Raw genomic sequence first — 4,521 nt, 5'->3', positions numbered from 1 at the left:
CACCCGCCCACCGCGCCGTCCGCCGGGCCCGCGACTACCTCCACGAGCACCACGCCGCCGCCGTCACACTGGCCGACCTCGCCCGCGTCAGTGAGCTGAGCCCGTACCACCTGACCCGGCTGTTCACCGCCGACGTCGGCATGCCACCGCACGCCTACCAGCTCCAGTTGCGCGTCGAGCACGCCAAGCGGCTGCTGCTGTCCGGCCGCCCGGTGAGCGACGCCGGCCACGAGGCGGGGTTCTTCGACCTCAGCCACTTCACCCGGCACTTCAAGCGGTTCGTCGGCGTCCCGCCCGGCACGTACGCCCGCAAGAACGTACATTCCCCGGCCGGGAGTGCTCCGTAGGGTCGTCGGCAGGACCCCTCGACCCTCTTGGAGCCACCGCAGCATGAGCACCGACCGCACGCCCGCCGTCTGGATGGTCACCGGAGCGTCGTCCGGACTCGGCCGGGCCATCGCGCAGGCCGCCCTCGACGCCGGCGACTCCGTCGTCGCGACCGCCCGCAAGGCCGGCGGGCTGGACGACCTCGTCGAACGGTACCCGGACCGCGTCGCCGCCGTGGAGCTGGACGTCACCGATACCGCCCGCGTCCCCGGCGCCGTCGCCGCGGCGACCGAGGCCTTCGGCCGCGTCGACGTTCTCGTGAACAGCGCCGGCCGGGCGTTGATCGGCGCCGCCGAGGAGACCACCGACGAGGAACTGCGCGACCTGATGGACGTGCACTTCTTCGGCCCGGCGGCGCTGAGCCGCGCTGTCCTGCCGGGCATGCGGGCGCGCGGATCGGGCGCGATCGTGCAGATCAGCAGCATGGGCGGTCGCCTGTCGTTCGCCGCGGTGTCGGCGTACTCGGCGACGAAGTTCGCGCTGGAGGGCTACTCGGAGGCGCTGGCGGCCGAGGTGGCGCCGTTCGGGATCCGGGTGCTCGTCGTCGAACCGGGCGCGTTCCGGACCGGCCTGCACGGCGCGGCGATGCGGATCACCACACCGATCGCCGCCTACGACGCCGTCGTCGGCCCGATCCGCGCCATGCAGGCCGGCTTCGACGGCACCCAGCCCGGCGACCCGGCCAAGGCGGCCGCCGCCATCCGCGCCGCCCTCGACGCCGACGAGCCGCCGCTGCGGCTGCCGCTGGGCAACGACGCCGCCGACGCGGTCGCGGAAAGCCTGGACCGGCTGCGGGCGGAGTTCCTGGCCTGGGAGCCGGTGGCGCGCAGCACCGACCTCGACCCCGCCTGACCGCCGCCCCGATTGGTCCGGCCTCCCGGTCGCCGATTGGTCCTTCCGGCCGTCACAGGCGCGTGCGGAGGATGGGTTCAACAGCTCTGCCCCCTGGGAGGATGGCCGTGAGACCCACCGCTGAGGACGGCACGTCGATCCTGATGCACGGCAACGCCGACGCGAGGCCGCCAGGAGCACGACATGTCTGAGACGCCCCCAACCCAGAGCAGCGGCGGATTCACTGTGCAGCGCCGCCTGCCTGCCACCGCGGAGCGGGTCTTCGCGGCGTTCGTCGAGCCGAGCAAGCTCGAACAGTGGTTCGTCGTGGCCGGCTATCACACGCCCGCCGACCGGATGCGAGTCGACGCCCGGCCGGGTGGACGACTGGACGCGGTCATGATCTCCGACGTGGACGGTTCGGAGATCCCCTTCGGCTTCGAGTACGCCGAGGTCGACCCGCCGCGCCGGGTGGTCCTGCGATTCGAGGAGCCGCAGGAGCTGGTCACCGTGGCACTGACCGACGGCCCCGACGGGACGGCGAACCTCACCTACGAGTTCGTCAGCTGGCCCGGCCCCAGCGATCCGGACACGTCCCGGCGCGGCGTGGAGGAGATGCTCGACCTCATCGAGACAGGCATCCAGCGGGGCGTCATCTGACCGTCGGCGCGATCATCTGCGAGTCTGATCCAGCACGTCATGGACCATTTCGGTGGTCAGCTCTGGCACCTCGACGACTGCCACGGCCACCGGCCCGTTGCCCTCGTCGACGAGCCGCATCGGCGTCGGCGTAGGAACGATCTCCAGTCCGCCGTCACGCTCCACCACGTCCAACGACTGACCGGCGGTGAGGCCCAACGAATCGCGCAGTGCCTTGGGGATGACGACTCGACCGGCAGAGTCGATGGCGGTCCTCATGGCAGAGATCTACCATTTCCGGCGGCCGCTCCGAGGGAGCCGCTCGACGAGACCGTTCGCAGGCGACCGGTGACCTGGCGGCCGCGGGCGGCGCGCCCACTGGGAGGATGTCCAGGTGCGCCGGCTGCTGTTGGACCTTACGCCGCTCAAGGTCAGCGTTCCGTACCGCCGGCTCTGGATCGGCATCTCCCTCTCCGGCATCGGCACCCACCTCACCACCGTCGCCGTCGGGTTGCAGGTGTACGACCTGACCGGCTCGACGTTCAACGTGGGATTGGTCGGGCTGTTCGCGCTGGCGCCGCTGGTCGCGCTCGGCCTGTACGGCGGGGCGATCGTCGACGCGTACGACCGGCGACGGGTCGTCATCGTCAGCTCGACCGGCCTGCTGCTGGTCGCGACCGGGTTCGCGGCGCAGGCGTGGCTTGGCCTCGGCCAGGTGTGGCTGCTGTACACGCTGGTCGCGGTGCAGAACGGGTTCTTCGCGGTGAACTCGCCCGCGCGGACGGCGATCATCCCGCGGCTGTTGCCCGGCCCGCTGCTGCCGGCGGCGAACGCGCTGGGCAGCATGTCGATGAGCCTCGGCCTGACGATCGGCCCGCTGCTGGCCGGCGTCCTGATCGACTCGGTCGGCTACGGCTGGACGTACAGCATCGAGGCGGTGCTGCTGACGCTCGCGTTGACGACGCTGCTGGCGCTGCCGCCCATGCCGCCGCAGGGGACGGTGCGCCGGGCCGGGCTCCGCTCGGTGCTCGAGGGCCTGTCCTACCTGCGCACGCGGCCGAACGTGCGCATGACGTTCATCGTCGACCTGTGCGCGATGGTGCTGGCGATGCCGCGAGTGCTGTTCCCGGCGGTCGCGGCGGCCGTGCTCGGCGGCGGGCCGACGACGGTGGGCATCCTGGTGGCCGGCATGGCGGCCGGGTCGTTCCTGGCCGGCCTGTTCTCCGGGCCGCTGGGGCACGTGCGGCGGCAGGGACTGGCGGTCGTGGTCGCGGTCATCGCGTGGGGCCTGGCGGTGGTCGCGTTCGGGCTGGTGCTGGTGGTAGTGCCGGGACCGGAGGACGGCGGCGCGCACTGGGCGCTGTGGCCGGCGGTGGCCTGCATCGCGCTGGCCGGCGCCGCCGACACCGTCAGCGCCGTGTTCCGGATGACGATCCTGCAGGCCGCCACGCCGGACGAGATGCGCGGCCGGCTGCAGGGCGTGTTCATCGTCGTGGTGGCGGGCGGGCCGCGGCTGGGCGACCTCGTGCTCGGCTCGCTGGCCGAGTTCAGCGGCGAGGCGTGGGCGGCGGTACTCGGCGGCCTGGCCTGCATCGTCATCGTGAGCGCGCTCGCGGTGGCCCAGCGCCGGTTCGTCCGGTACGACGCCCGCCACCCGGAGCCCTAAGGTGGGCGCGTGACCGAACCCCGCGTCTCCACCCACCACGGCTGGGAGCTCCTCCACCTCACGTCCGATGATCTCGAGGTCGACGTCGTCCCCGGCAAGGGTGGCGACGTCACAGCGGTGCGCTGGCGACCGCTCGACGTCGACGTCATGTGGCGCACCCGCTGGGGGCTGCGCCCGCGCGGCGAGCACATCACCGCCGGCAGCAGCGAGGCACTGCTCATGCAGGCCTACCCGGGCGGCTGGCAGACGGTGTTCCCTAACGCCGGCGCCCCGAGCCACGAGCACGGCGTCGAGTGGGGCATGCACGGCGAGGCCTGGCTGGCCTCCTACGACTGGTCCGCCGTCGACGGCGCCAGCGCCGGCTCGGCCGCCGTCGAGCTGCGCACCGACCTCGTCCGCAGCCCGTTCTCGATCGTGAAGCGCGTCGAGGTGGCCGGCCCGTCGGTGACGGTCACGGAAACGGTGACGAACGACGGCGCCGAGCCGGTCGAGGTGATGTGGAGCCAGCACCCGGCGTTCGGCGCGCCGCTGGTCGGCCCGGCGACGCGGATCGAGACCGCGGCGCGGACGATCTGGCTGGACCCGGCGACGCCGGCGGCCTGGCCCAACGACGGGTTCGACCGCGTCCCGGCGCCAGGGTCCGGGGTCAGCCGGCTGGCGTTCCTGGCCGACTTCGCGGAGGGCCGGGCCGGCATCGTCAACGACGAGCTGGGGCTGCGGGCCGACCTCACCTGGGACACGTCGCTGATGCCGCACGCGTGGTACTGGCTGGAGGCGGGTGGGCGGGCCGGATTCCCGTGGTACTCGGCGGCGTATGTGCTCGCGCTGGAGCCCGCGACCAGCTGGCCCGACGCCGGGGTGGCGGGCGTGCGATCGACGACGGGGACGCAGCTGGCCATCGCGCCGGGCGAGTCGCGGACCGCGACGGTGACACTGACGCTCGCCGCCACGGCGCCGTGACCGATACTGGCGCCATGGCCACAGGCATCCCCCGGTCC

The 4,521-nt window shown here is 73.0% G+C and carries 6 protein-coding genes; 5 read left to right on the top strand and 1 reads right to left on the bottom strand.

From position 1 onward, the window contains the following. From E1262_RS29955 to E1262_RS29945, 3 genes are all read left to right on the top strand, one after another. A partial coding sequence (locus E1262_RS29955; RefSeq protein WP_132107999.1) for a helix-turn-helix domain-containing protein occupies positions 1–347 on the top strand: 347 nt, incomplete at its 5' end. A 43-nt stretch (positions 348–390) separates the two neighbouring features. Beyond that, positions 391–1,239: an oxidoreductase gene (locus tag E1262_RS29950; RefSeq protein WP_132107998.1), complete on the top strand. Its 849-nt coding sequence runs from the start codon at positions 391–393 to the stop codon at positions 1,237–1,239. 183 nt (positions 1,240–1,422) lie between these two features. Then, positions 1,423–1,878: an SRPBCC family protein gene (locus tag E1262_RS29945; RefSeq protein WP_132107997.1), complete on the top strand. Its 456-nt coding sequence runs from the start codon at positions 1,423–1,425 to the stop codon at positions 1,876–1,878. 12 nt (positions 1,879–1,890) lie between these two features. Here E1262_RS29945 and E1262_RS29940 read toward each other — a convergent pair whose 3' ends face one another. After that, the gene (locus E1262_RS29940) at positions 1,891–2,136 is read right to left on the bottom strand and encodes an AbrB/MazE/SpoVT family DNA-binding domain-containing protein (RefSeq protein WP_132107996.1); all 246 of its coding nucleotides are present in this window, start codon (positions 2,134–2,136) and stop codon (positions 1,891–1,893) included. A gap of 115 nt (positions 2,137–2,251) precedes the next feature. Here E1262_RS29940 and E1262_RS29935 point away from each other — a divergent pair, with 115 nt between their 5' ends. Together E1262_RS29935 and E1262_RS29930 are read left to right on the top strand one after the other, a co-directional pair. Next, positions 2,252–3,523 (top strand): MFS transporter, encoded by a 1,272-nt coding sequence (locus tag E1262_RS29935; protein ID WP_132107995.1) that lies wholly within the window; start codon positions 2,252–2,254, stop codon positions 3,521–3,523. Positions 3,524–3,532: 9 nt separating this feature from the next. Then, entirely contained in the window at positions 3,533–4,483 is a 951-nt protein-coding gene (locus E1262_RS29930) for an aldose 1-epimerase (RefSeq protein ID WP_132107994.1), read from the top strand. Positions 4,484–4,521: the final 38 nt, after the last annotated feature.

Origin of the sequence: Jiangella aurantiaca, from assembly GCF_004349105.1 — a bacterium.
Lineage (GTDB): Bacteria > Actinomycetota > Actinomycetes > Jiangellales > Jiangellaceae > Jiangella > Jiangella aurantiaca.
The sequence above is the reverse complement of the archived record's forward strand: the minus strand, read 5'-3'. Positions and strand labels throughout refer to the sequence as shown.